Origin of the sequence: Parvibaculum sp., assembly GCF_035325945.1 — a bacterium.
In the GTDB taxonomy this organism is placed as follows: domain Bacteria; phylum Pseudomonadota; class Alphaproteobacteria; order Parvibaculales; family Parvibaculaceae; genus Parvibaculum.
Genome location: NZ_DAOKYX010000029.1, coordinates 10,451 through 33,614, shown reverse-complemented (window position 1 = coordinate 33,614; position 23,164 = coordinate 10,451). Strand labels below are relative to the sequence as shown.

The following is a 23,164-nucleotide window of genomic DNA, read 5'->3' as shown; positions in this document are numbered from 1 at the left end:
CCTAGTTTCATTTTTAGCGATCTCCGCAATGCCTCCTTAAAGCCCCGATGAGAGACTGGCGGCGGTCCGGAGCCGGGGGCCGGGACGCGTGGGATCTCAGATGACGTCGGAAGAACATATTCGCCGAAAGGTGCTCCTTTACTGGATTTCGATGGAGGACCGCCTCTATCTGTTCAGGTGCTGCTTTCCCCTCGCCCTCGCCGTTACCACCGCCAGCGCCAGCGGCCTGACGAGCGGCATCGGCTGGCTCTTCGCCGCCATCGCCATCGACACGGGCACGCTTTTCTGGCGGCGCTCCATCAGGCGGCGCATCGTGGATGTCGATACGGAGAAGTGCTGGCGCGACGCGGGCATCTTCCATGTCGCCGCGGTCGCGACCTATACAATTGCGGGCTTCAACTGGGTTCTCGGCGAGCCGGATCAGTTCGTCGTGACCGCCATCGTGCTCGGCGCGAGCCTGATGACGCATTGCTCATGGGTCCCCACCATGCGCACGGTGCCGAACATCCTCGCGCTGGCGCTGCCCTTCGGCCTGATCCTGTTCGCCGCCGATTCCGCCGGCCTTCTCAACACGACCTCGCTCCTCCTCTCGATCATGCTGCTCGGGACGACAGCGGTCATCATGCACTTCAACCGGCACAAATATTTCGAGACCTTCGCCCAGTTGCAGGCGGAGCAGGAACTGACGGCAAGGCTCGATCAGGCGTATGAAGCCGCGCTGATCGAGAAGGAACGCGCGGAGGAAGCCAATCGCTCCAAATCGGCCTTCCTCGCCACGATGAGCCATGAGATCCGCACACCCATGAATGCGATCATGGGCTTCTCGGATCTCGTCATGCGCATGAGCGACGATCCCAAGATCCGCGAATATGGCCAGTACATCAACGATGCCTCGCTGAGCCTTCTCACCGTCCTCAACGACGTGCTCGACTTCTCCAAGATCGAGGCCGACAGGATCGAGATCGAGCACAGGCCGGTGGAGCTGGCGGCGATTTTCGAGTCATTGCTGTTCTGGGTCGGACGGGCGCGGGAAAGGAAGATCGAATTCCATATCGAGGCATCCGGACTACCGGAGGGAACGCTCTTCGCGGATGAAGGCCGGCTCAGGCAGGTCCTTTCGAACATGGTGTCGAACGCCCTGAAATTCACGCCCGAGGGCGGCAAGGTGTGGCTCAGGGGGAACGTCGTTTCTTCCGACGACGGTAATGTGCGCGTGCGCTTCGAGGTCGAGGACACGGGCATCGGCTTCAGCGACGAGGTGGCCTCCCAGCTTTTCATGCCCTTCGTGCAGGCCAATGGCGACATCGCCAAGACCTATGGGGGAACGGGCCTCGGCCTTGCCATCTCGGCCAAGCTGGTCGGCCTCATGGGCGGCCGGATCGGAGCGCGGGGCAAGTCCGGCCAGGGCGCCCTTTTCTGGTTCGAGGTGCCGTTCGTCCGTGCCAGCATGCCGCTTTCCCGCACGGCCTGATCCCTCCCGCCCGGTCCATTTGCCACGGCCCGAAGGCCCGCGCGCGCCCGCTCCTTGCGGGCCTGCGTCCATTCATGCAATAGAAACGGCGAACCCGGGCGGCCAATCCGGCGGCATTTCGGGCTTTGAGGTCGGGACGCGAAGGGAATCAGCATGGCTCCGCAGGCGCACAAGAAGGTTCGCAAGGTCGTATTTCCGGTCGCGGGCCTCGGCACACGCTTCCTGCCTGCCACCAAGGTCATCCCCAAGGAAATGCTGACGGTCGTCGACAAGCCCGTCATTCAGTACGCCGTCGAAGAGGCGATCGAGGCGGGCATCGAGCATTTCGTCTTCGTGACCGGGCGCGGCAAGGGCGCGATCGAGGATCATTTCGATCTGGCCTATGAACTCGAGGCGACCCTCAAGGCGCGCGGCAAGACGGCCGAATTCGAAATGCTGAAGGCAAGCCGCCCCCTCGCGGGCACGGCGAGCTTCGTGCGCCAGCAGGAGCCGCTGGGCCTCGGCCATGCGGTCTGGTGCGCGCGCGACATCGTGGGCGACGAACCCTTCGCCCTTGCCCTGCCCGACATGCTCATTCACGGCAAGCCGGGCTGCTTCGCGCAGATGATGGAAGTCTATGAAAAGCATGGCGGCAACATCGTCGCGGTCGAGGAAGTGCCGCATGAGCATGTGAACCGCTACGGCATCGTCGCGCTCGGCCAGAATTTCGACCCTGCGACGCATGAGATCACCGGCATGGTCGAAAAGCCGAAGATCGAGGAAGCGCCTTCCAACCTCATCATTTCGGGGCGCTACATTCTTCAGCCGGAAATCTTCGCGAAGCTCTCCACGCAAAAGCCCGGCGCGGGCGGCGAGATCCAGCTCACGGACAGCATGATCGCGCTTCTCGCCGAGCAGGATTTCTTCGCCTACCGCTTCGCGGGCACAACCTATGACTGCGGCGACAAGATCGGCTATCTCGCCGCCAATGTCGCCTTCGCGCTCGACCGCCCCGACATAGCGCCGAAGTTCCGTCCCCTCCTCGACAAGCTCGCCCAGAACTGACCCCCACAGTGCCGCCCGGAGATTTCTGATGAAAGTCGCAATGATCGGCACGGGCTATGTAGGCCTCGTCACTGGCGCGTGCTTCGCCGATCTCGGACATGAGGTCGTCTGCGTCGACAAGGACGAGGGAAAGGTCGAAAGGCTGCGCCGGGGCGAGGTTCCCATCTATGAGCCGGGCCTCGAGGACATGGTGCAGCGAAATGTCGAAGCGGAGCGGCTGAGCTTCACCACATCCTTCGCCGAGGCGGTGCCGGGACGCGACGCGGTCTTCATCGCCGTCGGCACGCCGACAAAGGAATCTGACGGCAGCGCCGATCTTTCCGCCGTCCATGCCGCCGCCCGCGAGATCGCCAGGCACCTCAGCGGCTACACGGTCATCGTGGACAAGTCGACCGTCCCGGTCGGCACGGGCGACGAGGTCGAAGCGATCATCCGCGACGAGAACCCGGCCGCCCAATTCGACGTCGCCTCGAATCCTGAATTCCTGCGCGAGGGTTCGGCCATCGAGGATTTCATGAAGCCCGACCGCGTGGTCATCGGCGCCAATGCCGAACGCCCGCGCCGCGTGCTGCAGGCACTCTATCGCCCGCTCACCATGCATGAAACGCCGATGGTTCATACGAGCCGGGCCACCGCCGAACTCACCAAATATGCCGCCAACGCCTTCCTCGCCACGAAGGTGACCTTCATCAACGAGATCGCGGATATCTGCGAGCGCGTCGGCGCCGATGTGCAGGACGTGTCGCGCGGCATCGGCCTCGACAGCCGCATCGGCCCGAAATTTCTTCAGGCCGGCGCGGGTTTCGGCGGCTCCTGCTTCCCGAAGGACACGCTTGCCCTCACCAGCACGGCGCGGAAGGTCGGCCGGCCAACGCAGATTGTCGAGGCGGTCATGGCCGCCAACACCGAGCGCAAGCTCCGCATGGCAGAAAAGATTATCGATGCCTGTGGCGGAAACCTCGAAAGCAAGACGCTGGCCGTTCTGGGCGTGACCTTCAAGCCCAACACGGACGATATGCGCGACGCGCCGAGCCTCGACATCATCCCCCTTCTCCAAAAAGCAGGGGCGAGAATCCGCGCCTACGATCCGGAAGGGATGGAGGAAGCGCGCAAATATCTGAGCGATATCGACTGGAAGAAGGACGCCTATAGCGTCATGCCCGGCGCCGATGCGTTGCTGATCCTCACCGAATGGAACGAATTCCGCGTGCTCGATTTCGAGCGCATCAAGAGCCTTCTGAAGGCGCCGCTCGTCATCGATCTGCGGAACATCTATTCGCTCGCGGAAATGGCGCAGGCCGGCTTCATCTATCATTCCGTCGGCCGGGACGTCGTTCAGCCCGCGGCGCAAATGGCAAAATGATCGGGCAAGTCCCGCTCAATAGGCGTTGCGGCCGGTGAAGCCGAAAAACGGCGTCATCAGAAGAATCTTGATGTCGAGCCAGAGCGACCAGTTCTCGATATAGTAGAGATCGCATTCGACGCGCTTGCGCATCTTCTCCGGCGTGTCGGTTTCGCCACGATGGCCATTGACCTGGGCCCAGCCGGTAATGCCCGGCTTCATCTTGTGGCGGTTCGCATACTGCTCGAGCAGGACTTCGTAATATTCATTATGCGCGAGCGCGTGCGGCCTTGGCCCCACAAGCGACATTTCGCCCATCAGCACGTTGAAAAGCTGGGGCAGTTCATCGAGGCTCGTACGCCTGAGGAAGCGCCCGACGCGCGTGACACGCGGATCGCCCTTCACCGCCTGCCTGATCTCCGGCCCGTCCTCCGCCACATGCATGGTGCGAAACTTCATCACACGGATGATGGTGTGGTTGAAACCATGCCGCCGCTGGCGAAAGAAAACGGGGCCCTTGCTGTCAAGCTTGATCGCAATGGCAATAAGCAGCATCAGCGGCGCGACGGCAACAAGTCCGAGCCCGGACAGGAGCCGGTCCTCGACGAGCTTGATGATCGGCGCCCAGCCGTCGAGCGGCCGGCGGGCGAGCTCGATCATCGAGACGCCATCATAATTGACGATCCCGAGCGAGCGCATGCGGAGCGTGGCGAGCGCGGGACAAAGCCTGATATCGACAGGCAGCACAGAGAGCTGCATGAAAAGGTCGGATATGCGCCGCTCCTCGCCGAGCGGCAGCGCGATGATCACCTCGTCGATATGAGCCGATTTCCCGTGTTCGATGAGTTCGCCGACGCCGCCCGAAACGGCAAGGCGCGCGGCCGGCCCCTGAGCGGCATCGTCGAAGACACCCACCACATGATGATGCTCATTCATCATGCGCAGATGTTCGATGAGCCCGGAAGCGATGTCGCCGCTCCCATAGATCGCGATGCTTTTCTGGAAGAACCTGTCCGGCGCCCTGCTCCCGATGAAATGCGCGGCGACACCGTGGTGCAGCGCCACCAGCGTCACATTGAGCATGAACCAGATGATCATCCAGCCGCGGGAGAAGTCGGCGGAAATCTTGAGGAGATAGCCTGCCGTCAGCAGTATGACGGCTGCAACGCCGAGGCCGCCCAATATTCGCAGCGTCTGCCCGCGGAGCCGCCTGAGTGTCGAGAGGCGATAGAGGCCCCGGCTCCTGAAAGTGGCCACCGCGACGACGGCGGCGAGAACGCCCGCGGCAAGATAGGGCTCGTTTGCGGAGTGGCCCCCCAGCCGCCCGTCGATATAAAGCCATTTGGCGAAGAGAGCTGCGAGCGCGATCAGAACGAGATCCACGGCAGCGACGGTATCGCCCACCACCCGCTCCGAACGGCGGCCGCCGCGCAACCGAGGAGCTTCCAGTTCAACCGGGGGCGGGCGCACCCCCCCTTCCTCCAGCGAAAGCGCGTCGATACGCGCGACGCTATCGAAACGCTGCTTTCGGCGCGTGAACTCCCCCACAGACATACGCACAACCTTTGACAGTACTCTGCATTGCCTCAACCGCTGACGATACAGTCCCCGTTCAAAACGGATTTTTCAATGATCGATTGAATGCCTACAATCACCATCAAGCATAATAGGCCGTATACCGCAGAAATCCGGCAAAAATTCGCTCCGATTTGATTAAAACTTGTATGATCGAATTCAAGTAATCGCAAATCGACGGCCGATCATTCGCCGGAAGCGATCCCCTGATTCGCCAATTCCGTCTCGAAGCGAACGATATCCGCCTCGACCATCTCGCGAACGAGTTCAGTGAAACTCACCTGTGCCGTCCAGCCAAGCAGGCGCCTGGCCTTGGACGCATCGCCGAGCGTGACCCGCACATCTTTCGGCCGGAAGAATTTGGGGTCGATCGCGACAAGCCTGTCGCCGGTTTTGGCGTCGATGCCTTCTTCATCGAGCCCGCTGCCGCGCCAGATGACCTCACGGCCGATCTCGCGGAAGGCATACTCGACAAATTCGCGGACGGAATGGTTTTCGCCGGTCGCAAGCACATAGTCGCCGGGCTGCGGCTGCTGAAGCATCAGCCACATGCCGCGCACATAATCGGCCGCATGCCCCCAGTCGCGCCGCGTATCGAGATTGCCGAGCGAAAGGCATTCGCCCTTGCCCACATGCCATGCGGCAACCGCCCGCGCGATCTTCCGCGTGACGAAACCCGGGGGGCGATAGGGGCTCTCATGATTGAAGAGGATGCCGTTCGAGGCGTGAAGCCCATAGGCTTCGCGGAAATTCACCGTCGCCTCGAACGCCGCATGCTTGGAAACGGCATAGGGGTTGAGCGGATGGAGCAGCGTTTCCTCATTCTGAACGCTGCCGCGTGCATCGCCGAACATTTCCGAACTCGACGCCTGATAGAAGCGCATGCGCCGGTCGGGATCGATCCTGATCACGGCGTTGAGAAGGCGCATCACGCCTGTCGCATTCACATCGGTCGTGTAGGCGGGATCATCGAAGCTCGTCTGGATATGAGTCTGGGCGGCGAGATTGTAGATCTCGTCCGGCATGGTCTCTTTCAGCAGGCGATCGACCTGATCGCCCACGGTGAGATCGCAGCCATGGAGCACGAGCCGGCGGTTCACATCGGGAAATCCCGAGAACCGTTCGCGCGAGAGCCGCGACAGATCCCGCGCCATTCCATGCACGATATAGCCGCGCGCGAGCAGCCATTCGGCCAGATAGCCGCCATCCTGCCCGGTGATGCCGGTGATCAGTGCGACCGGAGGCCGCGAAAATTCCCTGAGTGGAAGAACAGGCGACAAGGGCGTCCGCCCTCCCGAAACTGACACATGCGCCTTGCCCGGGCGCCTCATAAGCCCGCCATTTTGATCATAATTGACATCCTTGTAAACAGATGGCGGCGTTGTTTTTCAGGGGCGATCAGGCGTCGGCGGCAAGTTGCCTTTCGCAGTACCAGCGATAAACCTCGGCGATGCCCTCCTCAAGCCCCGTACGGGCCTGCCAGCCGAGGCGCGTAAGCCTGGAAACGTCCATCAGCTTGCGCGGCGTGCCATCGGGCTTGGACGGATCGGTCACAATCTCGCCCTCGAATCCGACGATGCGGCGGAGGAGTTCGGCCAGCTCACGGATCGAAATGTCCTCGCCCACGCCCACATTGATGTGCTCCTCACTCGAATAGGTCTTCATGAGGAAGACGAGCGCATCGGCGCAATCGTCGACATGGAGAAATTCGCGCCGGGGCGTTCCCGTGCCCCAGATGGCGACGGAAGCGGCGCGGTCGAGCTTTGCCCTGTGCATCTTGGCCATCAGTGCCGGCATGACATGCGACGACTGAAGATCGAAATTGTCGCCGACGCCATAAAGATTGGTGGGCATGGCGGAGATGAAATCGCAGCCATATTGCCGGCGATAGGCCTGACACAGCTTGACGCCCGCGATCTTGGCGATGGCGTACCATTCATTGGTGGGCTCGAGCGGGCCGGTCAGAAGCGCGCTCTCCTGAAGCGGCTGAGGCGCGAACTTCGGATAGATGCAGGACGATCCGAGGAACAGGAGCTTCTCGACACCCGCGTTCCATGCGGCATGGATGATGTTCGCCTCGATCATCAGATTGTCGTAGAGGAATTCCGCCGGGCGCGTGTCATTGGCCAGAATGCCGCCGACCGTCGCCGCCGGCACGAACACGGCCTGAGGGCGCTCGGCCATCATCCAGGCTTCCACCTGCTCCTGCCGGCGAAGATCGACCGCCTCGCGCCCCACGGTGACGATCTCGCAGCCCTCGCTCGCAAGCCGGCGCATGAGGGCGGAGCCAACCATTCCGCGATGACCGGCGATATAGACCTTCTTGCCTTCGAGCGAGTAGACAGCCTCTTCAGTCATAACGCGCCTTGCGGCTCTCCTCCTGGGCGACCACCTTGAGATCGGACGCCACCATCTCGGAGACAAGCTCCGGGAAGGTCGTCTTGTGCCGCCAGCCGAGCACCTGATGCGCCTTGCGCGGATCGCCGAGCAAAAGGTCGACCTCGGTGGGGCGGAAATAGCGCGGATCGACCTTGACCAGAACCTTGCCGGTCTTGGCATCGAGACCGATCTCGTTCTCATCCTTGCCCTGCCAGCGAATCGTCCGGCCAACTTCCGCGAAAGCGAGTTCGACGAATTCCCGCACCGAATGCGTCTCGCCGGTCGCGAGCACATAGTCGTCGGGCTTTTCCTGCTGCAGGATGAGCCACATGCCTTCGACGTAATCGCGCGCATGGCCCCAGTCGCGGCTGGCATCGAGATTGCCGAGATAGAGCGTGTCCTGAAGCCCGAGTTCGATCGCGGCGACCGCGCGGGTGATCTTGCGCGTGACGAAGGTTTCGCCGCGCGTCGGCCCTTCATGATTGAAGAGAATGCCGTTCGAGGCGTGCATCTCATAGGCTTCGCGGTAGTTCACCGTGATCCAGTAGGCATAGAGCTTCGCCGCCGCATAGGGACTGCGCGGATAAAAGGGCGTCCGCTCGCTCTGGGGCGTTTCCTGCACCTTGCCGTAAAGCTCCGATGTCGACGCCTGATAGAAGCGCGTCGTCTTCGCAAGGCCCAGAAGGCGGATCGCCTCCAGCAGGCGCAGCGTGCCGACCGCATCGGAATTGGCCGTGTATTCCGGCGTCTCGAAACTCACCTGAACATGCGATTGCGCGGCAAGATTGTAGATTTCGGCCGGCTGCGTTTCCTGAATGATCCGGATGAGGTTCGTCGAATCCGTCAGATCGCCGTAATGCAGGAAGAGCCGCGCGCTCTCGACATGAGGGTCCTGATAGAGATCGTCGATGCGCGCCGTGTTGAAGGAGGACGAGCGGCGCTTGATCCCGTGGACCACATAGCCCTTATCGAGGAGAAGCTTGGCGAGGTAAGCTCCATCCTGACCCGTGATGCCAGTAATAAGGGCAACTTTCTCGCTCATCCGGACGATACCTCCCGCTCCATGCAATGTTGCGGCCCCTTTCGGCCGCCCCACACCCATACAAAGAATTGCCGCCAGCGGGAAGCCCTGCCTCGGCCCTTCCCCTCAAGGTGCCGCCCCTGCCCGTTTCTTCCGATAGGCTGCCCAGAGGAGGCCGGCATAGCGCCTGTTCGTCTCGTAATAGCGCCGCCACAGGCGCCGGGGTTCCTGGAGCAGCCGGAAAAGCCATTCAAGGCCCATTTTCTGCACGAATCCCGGGGCACGGCTCACCTTGCCCCCATAGACATCGAAGCTGCCGCCAACGCCCATGATGAAGGAAGCGCGGAGCACATCCCTGTGACGGCGCAGAAACCGCTCCTTCCTCGGCGTCGGCATGGCCACGAAAAGACAATCCGCTTCCGAGGCATTGATGGCCTCGACAATCGAGGCTTCCTCCTCCGGCCTGAAATAGCCGTCATGCGCGCCCGCGATACGCAAGGACGGCAGCTCCCGCGCGAGGCGCTGCTGGACGGCATCGAGCACATGCGCCTCTGCCCCGAGCAGATAGGGACGGAACCCGCGCTGGGCGCAGAGCATGAAAAGGCGTTCCATGATGTCGACGCCCGCAACGCGCTCCGGCACAGGTATGCCGAGAAGCCGCGCCCCCCAGACCACCCCCGCCCCGTCTATGTTGATGAGATCCGCCTCGGAGACGTCCTGCCGCAGCTCGTCGTCGCTCTGCATGGTGACCAGCTTGGCGACATTGACCACAGTGTGATGGAGCGGCACCTTGCCCGACATCGCCTCGAGCGCCAGCGCGAGCGTATCCTCCATGCTGAGAAGATGCATGGGCGCATCGAGAAATTCGACGCGCCGCTGGGCGATCATGGGATGCGCGGCCCAGTACCCGGCGGCCTTGCTGCCGCTCATGCTTCGCCTCCTGTCATGCGGCGGCGCCCCGGCGGGCCTTGCGCCATGTCCACAGGCCGCGCGTGTCGATCAGTGCCTTGCCCCTCAAGGCAGCAGGATCGATCAGTTCGAACTGCCGGTGATCGACAAGCAGCACCACGATATCGGCCCTGTCGATCGCCGTCAGCGCGTCGCAGAACTCCACCCCGAGGCGCGAAAGCTCCTCGGGCAATTCGTCGGCATTGGGCTCCGCGGCGAGGATGCGCCCGACTTTCGCCTCGGCTAGAAGCCTGACGACCTCGATGGCCGGGCTCTCGCGCAGATCGTCGATATTCGGCTTGAAGGCGAGCCCGAGACAGGCGATGGCTACATCCTTGGCCTTTGCCGCTTTCATGACTTCGGCGGCGACGCTGCGCGGCCTGTCATTGTTGATCCGCCGCGCGGACTGCATGAGAAGCGTTTCTTCCGGTGCCGCGTCGACGATGAAATAGGGATCGACGGCGATGCAGTGCCCGCCGACGCCCGGTCCGGGTTGAAGGATCGAGACGCGCGGATGCCGGTTCGCAAGCTCGATCACTTCCCAGACATTGAGATCGAGACGCGAGCAGACGGCCGCAAGCTCGTTCGCGAAGGCGATATTCACATCGCGAAACGCATTCTCCGTCAGCTTCACGAGTTCGGCGGCTTCCGCCGAGGTGATGACGAGATTGCCGGCAACGAAGCTCGCATAGAGCGAGGCCGCGCGCTCAGAGGAACGCTGCGAAATGCCGCCGACGCTGCGATCGTTGTTGACGAGTTCCGTAAGCACCTTGCCCGGCAGCACACGCTCGGGACTATAGGCGACCAGTACGTCCGCCTCCTCGCCCGCGACATGGGGAAAGCTGAGGTCGGGGCGCAATTCCGCGAGAAGCGCGGACAGCTTTCGCGTCGTGCCGACGGGCGAGGTCGATTCCAGAACGACGAGATCGCCCTTCTTGAGGCATGGCGCGATGCTGCGCCCCGCCGAAAGCACATGCCCGATATCGGGTTTCATATCCTCCGTGATCGGTGTCGGCACGGCGATGATGAAGGCATCCGCAGGCTCCGGCGAAAGCGACGCCCTCAGCTTGCCGTTCGAGACGACCTTCTGGATCAGGCCGTCAAGATCGGGCTCGACGATGTGCACCTCGCCGCGATTGACGCTGTCGACGACATGCGAATTCACATCGACGCCGATCACCGATATGCCGCGGCTTGCCAGAATGGCGCAGGTCGGAAGGCCGATATAGCCCATGCCGATGACAGATACCGTCTTCCACTCACGCATGCCGCACAAGCTCCTCGACAATCCTCTCGCTGGCCCGGCCATCCCCGTAAGGATTGTACCGCCTGCTCATTTGTTCATAGGCGGACGCATCGTCGAGAAGGCGCGTCGCGTTGGAAAGGATTTTCTCCACATCCGTTCCGACAAGGAGCGCCGTGCCCGCCTCAACGCCCTCCGGCCGCTCCGTATTCTCGCGCATGACCAGCACCGGCTTGCCGAGCGAGGGCGCCTCTTCCTGCACGCCGCCTGAATCTGTGAGAACGAGCCTCGATCTTTTCAGCAGATAGACGAAGGGCAGATAATCCTGCGGCTCGATCAGGTGAATGTCGCTCGCCTGCCCGAGCGCCGCCGTCACTGGCCCGCGCACATTGGGATTGGGATGCACGGGATAGACGATCTGCACGTCGCCGCGCGCCGCCAGCGCCTGAAGCGCCGCGCAAATCCTCTCCATGCCACCGTCGAAATTCTCGCGCCTGTGGCCGGTGACCAGAATGAGCTTCTTGCCTGCATCGAGAAACGGAAACCGCGCCGAGAACTCGGCGTCGAGCGCCGCATCGCCTTCCAGCCGCCCGCTGAAATGCAAAAGCGTGTCGATGACTGTATTGCCGGTGACGAAGATCCTGTCAGCGGGCTTGCCTTCGCGCAGCAGGTTTTCGCGCGCCTGATGCGTGGGCGCGAAATGAAGCGCCGCGAGATCGCCGACGATCTTCCGATTGAGCTCCTCCGGCCAGGGCGAATAGATGTCGCCGCTGCGCAGCCCGGCCTCGATATGCGCCACAGGAATGCGCTTGTAGAAAGCCGCGAGCGCCGCCGTCATGGCCGTCGTGGTGTCGCCCTGAACGAGCACGAAGTCGGGACGCGCCTCATCGAGCACTCCGGCCATGCCGGTGAGGACGCGCGATGTCGTATCGAACAGCGTCTGGCCGGGCATCATGATGTCGAGATCGTAGTGAACGGGCAGTTCCGTGAGCTCGATCACCTGATCGAGCATGTCGCGATGCTGCGCCGTGAGGCAGATTTGCGTCTCTATGCGGTCGTCGGCAAGCGCCTGCCGTGCGACGGGGAAGCATTTGAGGGCCTCGGGCCGGGTACCGAACACGATGAGCAACCGAACTTTCCCAGGCTTGCGTGCCTTGAACATTCCTCCCCCAGATTTCAACCCCCGCCACCCTCGAAGGATGGGCGGACCGTCCCGATAAAGGGATCGCGCTATTCCGTCTCTCGTTCAATCAGAAATATGGATGGATGCCGAGAGTTTTGCATCCGCTCCGGACCGGCCGCTACCAACGAGAACGCTGGTGGGCATCAGACGATCATAGGACGGCGAATACCAGCCGAGAGGCGGGCTCTCCTGTCCTTGCACCAGCACCCAGTCCAGGTCGGGCGGAAGATCGATGACGGCGCGACCGGCTCCGGCCTGCGTGTTCCAGCGCAGATCGGCGCGCGCTCCATTCAGCACACAGACTATATCAGGATGCATATGGAACATCATGCGGCAGGCAACCGGATGGCGCGTTTCGATTTCATCCTCGATGACGAACGACGACGCGCTCCTGTCGAATGTGATACGGCGGCGATGCCGCGCGCGCGCCGGTATCCGCAAGTAACCTTCATGTTCTCCCAACACCACTACATTGCGCGATGGCTCGTCGAGCCCCGACACTTCGAGGAGCCTTGTCCCGGCGTGATCCGTCCACAGGAAGGCCCCGCCGGACACCGACTGGTCGTGGCCAGCGAGTTCGAGCGTGTTATGCGCCGCTGTCGAACGGAAATAGCCGCGCCACTCGGGTGCGGCATGATAATTATACGTCCCCGGATCGACAAGCACCGGCTGGCCGCCAACGCGCAGTTCGAGTGAAAGCGCATCGGCATGACCATGCGCGGCGATCGAGAGATAGCCGAGCGGTCCCGCATCGAAAGCACTGTATATTTCCTGCCCGGCCGGCGTCGCGCCGCGCAGGACGGCAAGCCCCGCATCGCGCGCGAGCGCCATCCGCGACCTCTGCCGGTCGCCGTTCATCGCGCGGCCCGAGGCGCGGATCAGTGATTGCTGGATCGTCGAGCGCAGGGGCGCAGGCCCTCCGCGCGGCCACCACCATGCCTCGCCATTGAGCGCGACTCCTGTCGCAAGCAGATCGGCCCAGCGGTCGTAATCCGGCGCGTCGAGCAGCAATGCGTGTGCGTCGTCGCCATCGCCCTGGCGTGGCGGCTGTCCCGCACAATCGGCAAGCGCCGCCAATGCCTCGCACATGCGACGGATCGCGGACCATGCATCCTCCGCCAGGGGCCTGCCGGCAAGATCGCCTTCGAGCGCCGCCGCAAGCGCCGCCTCGAGCACGAAGCCATGATATTCAGAAGCAAGTTCTCGGTTCAGCCCGCTTGCGAATGTCTGCCTCGGCACCTCGCGTTCGAGTATGCGCGCGGCCTTCTCGCGCCAGCCTTTGGACTCCTCGTACCATGGCATCGCGCAGGCTCCGATGAAAAGCCCTGCCGCTTCGAGGATAAGATGATTGTTGGCCGAGGAACCATAGCTGAAGCGGCGCGACAGCAACCATTGATGTTCATAAAGTCGCTGCAGAAACAGCGGATTTGCCTCGAAGGCTGCCGCAGCGCCGCTCCAGCCCGACAGGAGCCGCCGCGTCCACACGAACGAGATGAGCCGCACGCCGATCTCGATACCGCTTTGCCAGTGCACACCGTGAAGAAAGAGATTCGCTCGGCACCAGGATGCGATCTGATCTGCGGCGAACGCCGCATATTTTTCCTCGCCCGTGAGCCAGTAAGCCGTCGCGCAGACCGTCGTGTGATGATGGCGCGAAAGCTCCCACACATATTTGATGTCGAATGCGCCAGCGCCGCGCCGCGCGAAGGAATAGGCGTCGGCGGGGGCGCGCGTCCCGTGTCTGGCGTCGAGATGCCAATCGACCGAAGCACCGAGATCCTTTCGCTCGATGGCAAATTGCGGCCAGCGGCCGGCGAGAAGTCGGTCGGCGCTTGCGATCACACGAGCGCGGATGGCGGGATCTACCGTTTGCGCCAGCCCGTCAGCAAAGCCGGATCGAAACGATGGCGGGTCGGCAAGAATACGCGCTTCGGGCGCCGTTCCACGTCTGAAGAACCGGCGCCGCCATCGGTATTCGAGTGCCGCATCGCGAAAGCGCAGGGCAATCTCCTGCGCGGACATGGCGCGCGCCCGCTTAAGATACCAGCGGAGATCCATGGCGCCTCTGAACGGATTTCGAAAGCAGCTTCATGACACTTCGTGCCGCCCGCCGCACAATATATCCGCGACGGCGAAGGGGCGGCCGAGAGCGATGCTACGCTCGACGGCGAGTGTGACCGCCGTCGTTTCGACGAGTGACGTGAACGGCACGGGCATGTCGGTTCCATCGCGCAAGGCGGCCACGAAAGCGAGCATCTGATCCTTCTGCCCCTTGTCCGCGGCCACAGCACGGAAGACCTTGCGCTTGCCGCGCCGCCAGACTTCACCGGTCTGGAAGTTGTCGAGCTTCGCCGTCATGCCATGACCCGCGACCTCGATCAGTTCCTTGGGATAGCGCGGATCGCCGCCCGTCATATAGGCGATGACGGCAGACGCGCCGTTATCGTAGGTGATCGTCGCAGCGACATTATCCGCATCGGCGCCCACGCTGACCGCCGAGGCGAGGACCGGTCGCGCGCCGAACCACCATGATGCCGTATCGACGAAATGGCATCCCTCGCCGACGAAACGCCCGCCCTGCCGCGCGCGATCAGCATGCCAGCTCGCGGGATCGAGCGCGCCCGCATTGACCCGATAGTGCAGGAACTGCGCGTCGTCGAAGCCGCCAAATGCCGCTCTCATCTTGCGCAGCAAGGGCGAGAAGCGACGGTTGAACCCCACCATGAGGCGCGTATTGCCGCTTTCCTCCGCAGCTTGCACGACTTCCCGCAACCCCTCGGCCGTGATCGCCAGAGGTTTTTCCACGAAAACCGCTTTCCCTGCGCGAAGCGCCCTTGCGACGAGGTTGGAATGGGAGCCGTGCGGCGTCAGCACCATCACGGCGTCGATGTCCGCGTCGTCGAACACGCGCGCCGGATCGGTCGACATGCTTGCAAAGCCGAATTTCGCGGCCGCGTTGGCGCCCGATAGCGGCGTCGTCGTCACGACCTCGGCAAGCTCGACATCGGCGCGACCCTTCAGATGCGGCAGGAGCATGCTGCTCGCATAATTGCCGCAGCCGATCACGCCGAGGCGGAGCCGGGGCTTTCCCGTTTGGGCTGACGCCTTCTTCAGCTCCAGCCTGCGGGCCTTCGGCGCTGCGTCCGGATAACGAAAGAGAACACCGATGCCCCTCGACCGCCCGGCATTCATGTCCTCATAGACCGCGACGGCCTCATCGAAAGGATGAACGCTCGAAATCAGAGGCGAGAGATCGAGCCGCCCTTGCGCGATCAGATCAAGAAACGATGCCATGTTCCGCTTTTCGGTCCAGCGCACATAGCCGATCGGGTAATCGATGCCCTGCTCCTCATAGATCGGATCGTAGCGGCCGGGGCCGTAAGAGCGCGAGAAGCGGAATTCGAGCTCTTTCTGAGAATATTCCGCCCACGGCAGATCGGCGCGGCACTTGCCGACATCCACTATGCGTCCCCGGTCACGCGAAAGCTCGCCCGCGAGTTCCACCGGCTCGTTGCTGTCGGCGCCCGCCGTGATGAATATGCAGTCCGCGCCCGCGCCGGAAGTCGCGCGGCGAAGCGCCTCGACAAACCCCTCGAACTCCGCCCCGCCCCTTGTCGCGCAGGCGGCGGCGCCGCCTTCCATCGCCAGGCGGCAGCGCTCGGCATCGATATCGATCCCGAAGGCATGAATGCCCGCCGCGCGCAAGATGCGGACGAGGATCTGCCCGAGCAGACCGAGGCCGATCACGACCGCCGTTTCGCCGAGGCTTATCTCCGCCTGCCGGAAACCTTGCATGGCGACGGCGCCGACGGTGGCGAATGCCGCCTGCTCGTCGGACACATTGTCGGGAACGGCGACGCAAAGATTGACGGGAACCCAGTTGAACTCGGCATGGAGCGCGAATTGATTGCCACCACAGGCGACACGCTGGCCGGCTCGGAATCCATCGACATCCGCTCCTACATCCTCGATGACGCCCGCGAGCGAATAGCCCAGCGGCGTATAGGAATCGAGCCTGTTGGCGATCTTCTGATAGGTGGCGAGCGGCCCCTGCTGCGAAAGTGTCTGCAACACCTTGCGCACCTGATCCGGCCGCGCTTTCGCCTTGCCGAGCAGCGACAGCTTGCTCTCCGCGACCTTCATGAGCTCAGTCCCGGCGGAGATCACCGAATATGAACTGCGCACAAGCACACCGCCCGCCTTCGTGGCCGGAACCGGCACATCGAGCAGCGTCAGGCTCCCGTCACGATATTTCTGAGCGATGATCTTCATGCCCCGCCACTCTCCAGATACGCCAGGCATGGGCATCAAGCCAGCCTTTCTTCCGCCGCCCCTTTCAGTCCGGCGCGCAAACAGCTATCGCCTCCTCACCAAATGAATGAGTGCGCTCATCAGCATACCTCTCTTCTCGCATCCGGCGAAGATCGTCGATAGGCGTTTCTAACCTACGATGCAAGGAGCATGCACCAAACATTCGCCCCTCATCCAGCATTTGTTTCCTGCTGCCGGGCGGCCCGCAAGTCAGTTCACCCTGGCGCTTATCATGTGCACTGAAAACCATCCGTGATATAAGCAGCGACCTCAGATCCCCCAGAAAGAGATCACTCAAAATCCTATGGCTGCTTGCTCACATTTCAGATAGTGGACACACTTCTCACGATGCGTAGCGCCGAGGACCTCCTTTATCCCCTTCTGAAAACCTATGTGAACTCGCCGCAATGGATCAAATCCTTTGCGGGCAGCCTCTATCGCCTGGTGCCAAAGCAGGTCAGATATGGCGCACGGTTCAGTGAATTCCTGGATGAAGCCCGAATCATAGACCCCAGGCTCATCGAGAGCCTGAAGAAATCCAAATTGATCGATACGCTGACGATCGCCCTCGGAACTGTCCCCGCCTATCAAAGTTTCCGTCATCTTCTCAAGCATGTTCCGGACGATCCCTTTGAGGTGCTGAAGGAGCTTCCGCTCATCGACAAGGCGGACATCCGCCGGAATATCGATGACTTCATTTCCGCGGAGGCACCTGCAGGCCGAAGAATAGAGGTCCACACGGGCGGCTCGCTCGCCACACCGATGAAGTTCTATATCGAGAAGCATGTCGGCCGCCCCAGGGAAGCCGCCTATTTTGAGGCCTATGAGCAGCGCGTACCCCACTCACACCGGGAGGTAGCGCTTTATATCCGTGGACGGAATATTCCGGGAATTGCGAAGGAGAATGCCTGGAGCGCCTATGATCCGACGCGGCGGTTTCTTCTGATGAGTTCGGACCACCTCAAGCCCGAATACATGCCTCGTTACATGGACGAGCTTCGCAGATACAAGCCGAGCCTCATCAAGAGCTTTCCTTCTTCCCTCTACCCCATAGCGCGCTGGCTCGAGCAGAACCCGGAGCCGGAAATCACCGGACGCATAAAGGCGATTTTTCTGAGTTCAGAGACCGTCTACGAGTTTCAGTTGAGACTGTTTCGGCGCGTATTCGATTGCCCCGTCCTGTCTCACTACGGGCTTTCGGAACGCGTGCTCCTTTCGGGTTCCATGCCCGACGACGATCGGCAATTCTTCTGGCCGCTATATGGACATCTGGAGCTGGTGAACGAGCAGGGGCAGCCTATCAGCGAGCCGGGAAGGATCGGGGAAATCGTCGGAACGGGCTTCGACAATGCGGTCATGCCTCTCATCCGCTATCGCACGGGCGACTCCGGCGCCTATAGCGCCCGCCCTGCTCACCCCGCATTGCCGGGCTTCCCGGTTCTGGACCGGATCGAAGGCCGTCTGCAGGAATTCGTCGTGACGCGAGACCACCGCCTTATCTCCGTGTGCACACTGGGAGCCGCTCACTTCGACGGCCTCGATGACGTGGAAGAAATGCAATATGCGCAAAGCGAGCCCGGCAAGGTGACGATCCGCGTAACCGCCCAAGCCCCATTGACGTCCGAATTCAAAAGTCGTTTCGCCAGCGCCGTAAGAGCGAAGATGCTCGACGCATGCGACGTCGAAGTCGTTCAGGTGGATGAAATGAGCCGCTCCGCCATCGGCAAGAGGAGCATGATCGAACAGAAGCTCGATCTCTCCGGATATTCCCTCTATTCACCCATCAGCGGATGATCGCCCACTTCTGAAACTCCGGGCACGACAGACAGCGTCCGGCGACGAGGCGGCGGCGGCCCCACGCCTGATCCGCTCTTCGCCTCGGCGCCAGAGAACCGGCGCCTGCAAATCCCGCATCCGTGAAAATTCCGGACGCGCCGATCTAGGTATCGGCGCCCCGGCCGTCGCGCGCGGCGCGGCCCTTCCCCGGGCACAGACGGCGAAGCATGTCGTCGAAGTCGTCCGCGCGGTCGAGATTTGCCTCCTTCAACCGCTGAGCGAGAGCCCAGGCCGTCTTGTAGGAAATGCCGAGCCACCTCTCGATCTCCCTGATCGAGGCCGGTGGCTTCTTCACATAAAGCAGGTGGATGGCCAGGAACCATTTATCGAGCGGCACATGCGAGCCGTGGAAGACGGTTCCTACTGTCGCCGTGAACTGGCGGCGGCACCGGCCGCATTTGTAGAGGCCCGGCCGATGGCTCGTGCCTTTCAGTGAATAGAGTCGCTCCTCCTCGCCGCAATGCGGGCAGACGGCTCCCCGCATCCAGACAATGGCTTCAAGCTTCTCACGCGCGGCGCTCTCAACCCAGCACCACGACGGCACGCTCCCGTCCAAGCGGCCTCTCCACTACGCAACAGACAACTGGTCTTTTGGGTTTTTAAAGTACATAGCCTTTTTTCTTACGTATACAGACAAAAACATCAGTTTTACTGTATATATGAAGCTTATTTTTCATAATTTAAGAAAAAACATATCGTATTTATTTCGACGTAAACGCTTTGTTAGAAAACGTCGGTTTTATGATGGGCCGCAGGATCAGCAGTGGCCTGATCATTTCAGCCGGGGACGGGATTAGTGTGATGGCTTTGGATTTGTCGAACTTTCGAATCGTGACGAAACTGCTGCTGCTCATCGGCGTGATGACAGCCGTGGTCGCCACTGTTGCAGTCACCGGCTATACCGGGCTCGACCGCGTGTCGGATGGGATCACGGATGTGAGGCTCGGAGGAACGGAAATGCTCCTCGGCGCGCGGGCGCGACAAAACGTCATCGCCATGAGCCGCTCCGTCTATCATGTGGCGGCCAACCCCTCGGCGGCGAACGTCGAAGACGCGCGGAGCAAGATTTCCGAAGCGCGCATGGAGTTCACCGAGCGCACCCGGCAGCTCGAAGCGACGGCCGACGAGACGCAGAAGAACCTGCTCGCCAGAATCAGGTCGGCTTATGACGAATATTCGGCCGGCATCGACTCGACGCTCGCGCTGGCGGACAGGCTCAGCGGCAACATCGAAAATGACGAATACCGAAATCAGATTCTCGGGGCGGTGAGAGAAGACCGCCAGCGGGTCGATACGCTCGAAGAGATCCTTCTCGCTTTCGGCACTCATACCGACGACATAGCGACGAAGACGGAGGCGGAAGCGTCCGGCACGGCGCAGGCAGCGCAGCGGCTGATGCTGATCGTCGCCTCGATGGGCATCGTCGGCGGCGCGCTCATCGGCTATCTGATCGCGCGCTTCACCATTGCCGCCCCCATCGCCCAGTCGGTCAACGCGCTCCAGCAGCTTGCCGACGGACGTATCGAAACCGTCATTCCGGGCGTCGGCCGCGGCGACGAGATCGGCGACATCGCCACGACGATGGAGACTTTCAAGTCGAACCTCATCCGCAATCGCGAGATGGAAGCGGAGGCCCAGGAGAAGGCGCGCCTCGAGGCGGAAAAGCTCGAAAGGCTCGTCAGGCTGACCGCCGATTTCGACACGCGCGCCAGCGGCGTCGTCAATGCGGTGTCGAGCGCGGCAACCGAGCTTCAGGCGACCGCCGTTCAGCTTGCGTCAGCCGTCGAGGAAACGTCGAACCAGAGCGCGGCCGTCGCCGCCAGCGCCACACAGGCCAATGGCAACGTCCAGACCGTCGCCGCCGCGGCCGAGGAACTCTCCAGCGCCATCCGCGAAGTGACGCAGCAGGTGAGCGATGCGAGCACCAAGTGCAACACGACTGCGACCGGCGCGTCCGATGCCGAGCATGAGCTTGACGACCTGATGCGCGCCATCGACCAGGTCGGCGAGATCATCGACGCGATCAATGCCGTCGCTGACCAGACCAACCTGCTCGCGCTCAATGCAACCATCGAGGCGGCGCGCGCGGGCGAGGCCGGCAAGGGTTTTGCCGTGGTCGCGGCCGAGGTCAAGCAGCTTGCCACACAGACGAAGCAGATGACGCAGTCAATCATCGACACTGTTTCGGCCGTGAAGGCATCCTCCGATCGCGCCTTCAAGGCGACCCATGCGGTCATCTCCCAGATCAGCGAGATCGATGCGGCGACCGCGAGCATGGCGGCGGCGCTCGAGCAGCAAAGCGCGGCGACCGGCGAAATCAGCCGCAGCGCGCAGGAAGCCGCCGTCGGCACGGATGCGGTGACGGACAATATCGGCTCGGTGCAGACCGCCGCGACGCAGACGGGACAGGCCGCCGAAAATGTCCGCACGGCCTCCGACGATCTCGCGCGTCAGTCCGAGACGCTGAAGTCGGAAGTCGCGCGCTTCCTTCAGGACGTTCGCGCCGCCTGAGACGTTTCCGCGCCACCCCGCGGAAACCCTGCGTCCCGGTTGCAAGCGGAAGCGCGGCAGCCGGGACGCCCCTTTTTTTACGTGCCGCCTTTCGGACGGGCGGGTAACGCGAATTCGGCAAGCCGGTTGCGCAGGTCCGGCACTTCGCGCCGCAATTCCTCGAAGGCGAAGCCGAGAGTGTAGAGGCTTCCCGCCACCTGTGGCCCGAATTCCTCGAGCAGCCCCTCGCCTCGCAAACGCTGAAGCGCCGAGGCGAATTCGTCGAGCGCCGCGATCATGTCATCGGAGCGTGGCGGCGCGGTGCGCTCCTTGGCCGATGCGGCAAGCGCCTCCAGTTCCGCGTCGAGCGTCCGGGCGATGCGGTCGAGCGAAGCGCCGAGCCGTTCGAGCACGGGCGCGGGGAGAGGCGTGGCGCCAGCCCGGCCGACGAGAATGAAATCATGCCTGAGGCGCCTGAGCGTGCGAAGCAAGGGATCGGGATCGTCCGATTCCGTCAGCCGCGCGGCGCGCTCGCGTTGTGCATCCTCGCCCGAGGCTTCGGCGGCGGCGACCGCCGCGCGGATGCGATCGTTTACCGATTGAAGTCTCGCCCCCGCGGTCGCCGGGTCGCCCGTGCCGGTCAGGCTTTCAAATTCGAGCTTCCACACCTCGCCCAGCAGCGCGATGAGGCGGCTCGCGCGCTCGGCGAGGTCGGAATGGGCCCGCGCGGGCAGCACGAACAGCGCCACCGCCACGCCAATGACACCGCCGAGTATGATTTCCATCACGCGCTCGACAGCGAGCCAGAAGGCGGGCTCCTGCCCCGTGCGGCTCAGAATGACGATGATCGCCGTTATCGGCGCGACCTTGAATCGCGGATTGCTCGCGGCAAGAAAACCGAGCGGCCCGAGCACGCATGCCAGCATGAGAGCTTCGGAAAGAAGGTCATGCGTCACCACCAGCGTCGCCAGGAAGCCGACAAGGGCGCCCGCGATCGTGCCGACAAGCCGATCCGCCGCCGCCTTGAGCGAGCTTCCGACATTGTTCTGCATCACGATCACGGCTGAAAACAGGACCCAGTAGCCCTGCGGCAGGCCAAACAGGCCCGCGATGAGAAACGAGAGGAAACCCGCTGTCATCATGCGGACCGAGAAGCGCAATTGCGCCTGCCTGCCCGCAACCGCCTGAAGGGCCGCGCCCCAGCGCAACGGATTTCTGGGATCGCTCCAGCCTGCCTGCCACATTCGCGCTCCGCCGTGCCGCCGGGATGAATAACGAAGCGAGCGCCAGCGCGAGGCCGGGCGGCGGCGGCCCCGCAGCGCCCATCCTAGAGCGCGGGCCGCTCTCCGGTGAGGGGCTTTGGAGGCTGCCTCCCCGCCGGCCATCCGCCGCAACTCAGAGGATCGCCGACAGGCTCGTCGTGCCGGAGGCCGAGGAAATGCTCGCGCGCAGCTTGCAGGGACCGAGCGCGAAGCCGCCGACGCCCTTCTGCGCGAAGGTCACGGCCGGGCCGACGGCAAACCAGTTCGCGCCATCGGGGCTCGCCTCCAGCGTGACGGTCGCGCCGCCGAACGTGCCCCACGCCCAGAAGGTGCCGGTGCCGCCCGTCCATTCGACCGGCGCCGAGGCGCCATTTGCCGTCGCGCCATTCAAGATCGTAGCCATATCTCCATCCTCGCATTGCGGCGCCGCGGCGCCCGTTGATCCGGTGCCAGTCTGGCGCAGCATTGCGAGGCGGGGATAAATCGCGATTCGCTATTCCGGCGCGCCGATCAGAAGGGCGATGCTACCGACGCCTTCAATGGTTCCTTCGAGGCGGTCGCCGGGCCTCACCGGGCCGACGCCTTCCGGCGTGCCGGTGAAAATCAGGTCGCCCGGCATGAGATGGTAGAAACGCGAAAGATGCGCGATCAATGCAGGAACGGGATGGACGAGAAAGCTCAGATCCGATGATTGCCGCACCTCGCCATTGACGGCGAGTTCTATCCTGCCTTTCGCGGGATGGCCGATCGAGGCGGCAGGGGCGATTTCGGAGACGACTGCAGAATTCTCGAAATCCTTCGCGAGGTCCCAGGGCCGCTGTTTCTCACGAAGCGCCGATTGCAGGTCGCGCCGCGTCATATCGAGCCCGCAGGCGTAACCGAAGACATGATCGAGCGCCGCTTCCGGCGCGATGCGGAAGCCGGGCTTCCCGATGGCGACGACAAGCTCCATCTCGTGATGGAAATTGTCCGTACCCGGCGGATATGGGATCGTTGCGCCCGACGCCACATAATCATGCGCCGACTTGTTGAAGTAGAAAGGCGCCTCGCGGTCGGCGA

General features: G+C 62.7%; 18 protein-coding genes. 5 read left to right on the top strand and 13 right to left on the bottom strand.

Annotation, left to right across the window (positions count from 1 at the left end; genetic code table 11):
• Nucleotides 1-100 precede the first annotated feature (100 nt).
• The 3 genes from PKA57_RS12475 to PKA57_RS12465 all read left to right on the top strand — a co-directional run bounded on the left by PKA57_RS12475 (nucleotide 101) and on the right by PKA57_RS12465 (nucleotide 3,878).
• The gene (locus tag PKA57_RS12475; RefSeq protein WP_324301026.1) at nucleotides 101-1,471 is read left to right on the top strand and encodes an ATP-binding protein; all 1,371 of its coding nucleotides are present in this window, start codon (nucleotides 101-103) and stop codon (nucleotides 1,469-1,471) included.
• A 153-nt stretch (nucleotides 1,472-1,624) separates the two neighbouring features.
• The gene (galU, locus tag PKA57_RS12470; protein WP_324301024.1) at nucleotides 1,625-2,515 is read left to right on the top strand and encodes a UTP--glucose-1-phosphate uridylyltransferase GalU; all 891 of its coding nucleotides are present in this window, start codon (nucleotides 1,625-1,627) and stop codon (nucleotides 2,513-2,515) included.
• Between the two features lie 28 nt (nucleotides 2,516-2,543).
• Nucleotides 2,544-3,878 (top strand): UDP-glucose/GDP-mannose dehydrogenase family protein, encoded by a 1,335-nt coding sequence (locus tag PKA57_RS12465; protein WP_324301022.1) that lies wholly within the window; start codon nucleotides 2,544-2,546, stop codon nucleotides 3,876-3,878.
• A gap of 15 nt (nucleotides 3,879-3,893) precedes the next feature.
• On the opposite strand, the gene PKA57_RS12460 is transcribed toward PKA57_RS12465, so the two are convergent.
• The 9 genes from PKA57_RS12460 to PKA57_RS12420 all read right to left on the bottom strand — a co-directional run bounded on the left by PKA57_RS12460 (nucleotide 3,894) and on the right by PKA57_RS12420 (nucleotide 16,478).
• A complete protein-coding gene (locus tag PKA57_RS12460; protein ID WP_324301020.1) occupies nucleotides 3,894-5,261 on the bottom strand; it encodes an undecaprenyl-phosphate glucose phosphotransferase in 1,368 nt (455 codons plus the stop codon).
• 356 nt (nucleotides 5,262-5,617) lie between these two features.
• Nucleotides 5,618-6,712 carry a GDP-mannose 4,6-dehydratase gene (gmd, locus tag PKA57_RS12455; protein ID WP_324301018.1) on the bottom strand — a complete coding sequence of 365 codons (1,095 nt, stop codon included), beginning with the start codon at nucleotides 6,710-6,712 and terminating at the stop codon, nucleotides 5,618-5,620.
• A 118-nt stretch (nucleotides 6,713-6,830) separates the two neighbouring features.
• Nucleotides 6,831-7,790: a GDP-L-fucose synthase gene (locus PKA57_RS12450; protein ID WP_324301016.1), complete on the bottom strand. Its 960-nt coding sequence runs from the start codon at nucleotides 7,788-7,790 to the stop codon at nucleotides 6,831-6,833.
• Nucleotides 7,783-8,853: a GDP-mannose 4,6-dehydratase gene (gene gmd, locus PKA57_RS12445; protein WP_324301014.1), complete on the bottom strand. Its 1,071-nt coding sequence runs from the start codon at nucleotides 8,851-8,853 to the stop codon at nucleotides 7,783-7,785. The genes PKA57_RS12450 and gmd (PKA57_RS12445) overlap by 8 nt, the downstream gene beginning before the upstream one ends.
• 105 nt (nucleotides 8,854-8,958) lie before the next feature.
• Complete coding sequence (locus PKA57_RS12440; RefSeq protein WP_324301012.1) at nucleotides 8,959-9,762, bottom strand: WecB/TagA/CpsF family glycosyltransferase; 804 nt, start codon at nucleotides 9,760-9,762, stop codon at nucleotides 8,959-8,961.
• 13 nt (nucleotides 9,763-9,775) lie between these two features.
• Nucleotides 9,776-11,047 carry a UDP-N-acetyl-D-mannosamine dehydrogenase gene (gene wecC / locus PKA57_RS12435; RefSeq protein ID WP_324301010.1) on the bottom strand — a complete coding sequence of 424 codons (1,272 nt, stop codon included), beginning with the start codon at nucleotides 11,045-11,047 and terminating at the stop codon, nucleotides 9,776-9,778.
• Nucleotides 11,040-12,185, bottom strand: coding sequence for a UDP-N-acetylglucosamine 2-epimerase (non-hydrolyzing) (wecB, locus tag PKA57_RS12430; protein WP_324301008.1), 1,146 nt, complete (start codon nucleotides 12,183-12,185; stop codon nucleotides 11,040-11,042). The genes wecC and wecB overlap by 8 nt, the downstream gene beginning before the upstream one ends.
• An 84-nt stretch (nucleotides 12,186-12,269) precedes the next feature.
• Nucleotides 12,270-14,264 (bottom strand): alginate lyase family protein, encoded by a 1,995-nt coding sequence (locus PKA57_RS12425; protein ID WP_324301006.1) that lies wholly within the window; start codon nucleotides 14,262-14,264, stop codon nucleotides 12,270-12,272.
• A gap of 30 nt (nucleotides 14,265-14,294) precedes the next feature.
• Complete coding sequence (locus PKA57_RS12420; RefSeq protein WP_324301004.1) at nucleotides 14,295-16,478, bottom strand: bi-domain-containing oxidoreductase; 2,184 nt, start codon at nucleotides 16,476-16,478, stop codon at nucleotides 14,295-14,297.
• A gap of 351 nt (nucleotides 16,479-16,829) precedes the next feature.
• On the opposite strand from PKA57_RS12420, the gene PKA57_RS12415 reads away from it, so the two are divergent.
• Nucleotides 16,830-18,311, top strand: coding sequence for a hypothetical protein (locus PKA57_RS12415; RefSeq protein WP_324301002.1), 1,482 nt, complete (start codon nucleotides 16,830-16,832; stop codon nucleotides 18,309-18,311).
• A 145-nt stretch (nucleotides 18,312-18,456) separates the two neighbouring features.
• Here the strand turns inward: PKA57_RS12415 and PKA57_RS12410 are convergent, their stop codons facing one another.
• Nucleotides 18,457-18,909 (bottom strand): transposase, encoded by a 453-nt coding sequence (locus PKA57_RS12410; RefSeq protein WP_324301000.1) that lies wholly within the window; start codon nucleotides 18,907-18,909, stop codon nucleotides 18,457-18,459.
• 275 nt (nucleotides 18,910-19,184) lie between these two features.
• Between PKA57_RS12410 and PKA57_RS12405 the strand changes: the two genes are divergently transcribed.
• Nucleotides 19,185-20,864 (top strand): methyl-accepting chemotaxis protein, encoded by a 1,680-nt coding sequence (locus PKA57_RS12405; RefSeq protein ID WP_324300998.1) that lies wholly within the window; start codon nucleotides 19,185-19,187, stop codon nucleotides 20,862-20,864.
• Between the two features lie 77 nt (nucleotides 20,865-20,941).
• On the opposite strand, the gene PKA57_RS12400 is transcribed toward PKA57_RS12405, so the two are convergent.
• The 3 genes from PKA57_RS12400 to PKA57_RS12390 all read right to left on the bottom strand — a co-directional run.
• Nucleotides 20,942-22,087, bottom strand: coding sequence for an FUSC family protein (locus tag PKA57_RS12400; protein WP_324300997.1), 1,146 nt, complete (start codon nucleotides 22,085-22,087; stop codon nucleotides 20,942-20,944).
• Between the two features lie 151 nt (nucleotides 22,088-22,238).
• The gene (locus tag PKA57_RS12395) at nucleotides 22,239-22,508 is read right to left on the bottom strand and encodes a hypothetical protein (RefSeq protein ID WP_324300995.1); all 270 of its coding nucleotides are present in this window, start codon (nucleotides 22,506-22,508) and stop codon (nucleotides 22,239-22,241) included.
• Between the two features lie 90 nt (nucleotides 22,509-22,598).
• Nucleotides 22,599-23,164, bottom strand: a 566-nt coding sequence (locus PKA57_RS12390; RefSeq protein WP_324300993.1) for a fumarylacetoacetate hydrolase family protein, incomplete at its 5' end; no start/stop codon positions are given.

Bases quoted from the DNA above. Each gene is read 5' to 3' on its own strand.
- PKA57_RS12475 (WP_324301026.1), top strand. From the start codon at position 101: ATGACGTCGGAAGAACATATTCGCCGAAAGGTGCTCCTTTACTGGATT.
- galU (WP_324301024.1), top strand. From the start codon at position 1,625: ATGGCTCCGCAGGCGCACAAGAAGGTTCGCAAGGTCGTATTTCCGGTC.
- PKA57_RS12465 (WP_324301022.1), top strand. From the start codon at position 2,544: ATGAAAGTCGCAATGATCGGCACGGGCTATGTAGGCCTCGTCACTGGC.
- PKA57_RS12450 (WP_324301016.1), bottom strand. From the start codon at position 7,790: ATGACTGAAGAGGCTGTCTACTCGCTCGAAGGCAAGAAGGTCTATATC.
- gmd (WP_324301014.1), bottom strand. From the start codon at position 8,853: ATGAGCGAGAAAGTTGCCCTTATTACTGGCATCACGGGTCAGGATGGA.
- PKA57_RS12440 (WP_324301012.1), bottom strand. From the start codon at position 9,762: ATGAGCGGCAGCAAGGCCGCCGGGTACTGGGCCGCGCATCCCATGATC.
- wecC (WP_324301010.1), bottom strand. From the start codon at position 11,047: ATGCGTGAGTGGAAGACGGTATCTGTCATCGGCATGGGCTATATCGGC.
- wecB (WP_324301008.1), bottom strand. From the start codon at position 12,185: ATGTTCAAGGCACGCAAGCCTGGGAAAGTTCGGTTGCTCATCGTGTTC.
- PKA57_RS12425 (WP_324301006.1), bottom strand. From the start codon at position 14,264: ATGGATCTCCGCTGGTATCTTAAGCGGGCGCGCGCCATGTCCGCGCAG.
- PKA57_RS12420 (WP_324301004.1), bottom strand. From the start codon at position 16,478: ATGAAGATCATCGCTCAGAAATATCGTGACGGGAGCCTGACGCTGCTC.
- PKA57_RS12400 (WP_324300997.1), bottom strand. From the start codon at position 22,087: ATGTGGCAGGCAGGCTGGAGCGATCCCAGAAATCCGTTGCGCTGGGGC.
- PKA57_RS12395 (WP_324300995.1), bottom strand. From the start codon at position 22,508: ATGGCTACGATCTTGAATGGCGCGACGGCAAATGGCGCCTCGGCGCCG.